At 37.9% G+C, this 715-nt stretch carries 1 protein-coding gene and 1 riboswitch; the gene reads right to left on the minus strand.

What is annotated here, in order from left to right; all coding sequences use genetic code 11:
- Nucleotides 1–108: 108 nt before the first annotated feature.
- On the minus strand, nucleotides 109–435 hold the full coding sequence (locus A9E74_RS13810; RefSeq protein WP_069297159.1) for a hypothetical protein: 327 nt from the start codon (nucleotides 433–435) through the stop codon (nucleotides 109–111).
- Nucleotides 436–462: 27 nt separating this feature from the next.
- A riboswitch (cyclic di-GMP riboswitch) is annotated at nucleotides 463–546 on the minus strand.
- Nucleotides 547–715 lie beyond the last annotated feature (169 nt).

The following is a 715-nucleotide window of genomic DNA, read 5'->3' on the forward strand; positions in this document are numbered from 1 at the left end:
AAAGGAACCTCACTAATACCTGTTGTAACACGCAGGTCATAGTTACTTCCAACAAGTGCATTACCGATGAATATGTTAATTACATAATCAGTCATTGCTTCTAAACGCCTATGTGTACTCAAGAATACCTAAAGTACCAATTTTTATGATGTCTAAACCAACTATTCCACCATTAACTAAAGAAACTGAAGTAAATGTAGAAAGTGGATTAAACGTTAAAGATAAAGTTGCAGTAGTAGCTGTATCACTTGATAGTGTGAATGAGTCAAATAATGTAGCACCAGTCGCTATGGACGACGTTGCTGCAGTAACTGTAGTTCCAGTTGAAAGGCCCACAGTTCCCGTGTTTACAGCATCACCGACTAAAGTCAAAGAGGCTGCACTAGCGTTAAAAGACAATAACAAGGCTGCAAAAAATAGCATCGTTTTTTTCATGATAATTTCCTTTATGAAAAAATTTCACAATGCAACCCGGCCATCTTAAAGTTTCCTTAAAGATCCGTGGCTTTCCGACCTTACCTCGCGGTAAGTTTGGCTAGATTATCGGGAACAACATTGACCCCGAGGAATTGACTCTCAGAAACTTCTCTTAGTTCATCATTCCTGCATTTAGATTACCTAGCGTTAGATAATTAAGTTCAGGAAAAGAAATTACGTTGAGTTTTTAATCCATGAGAACGAGTCTCAGTATCTCATCTAATAGACAGCGATGTCA

The organism is Methylophaga muralis (genome assembly GCF_001720165.1).
Taxonomy (GTDB): domain Bacteria; phylum Pseudomonadota; class Gammaproteobacteria; order Nitrosococcales; family Methylophagaceae; genus Methylophaga; species Methylophaga muralis.

What these genes read in the sequence shown, in the direction of transcription:
- A9E74_RS13810 (WP_069297159.1), bottom strand. Translation starts at nt 435, where the DNA reads ATGAAAAAAACGATGCTATTTTTTGCAGCCTTGTTATTGTCTTTTAAC.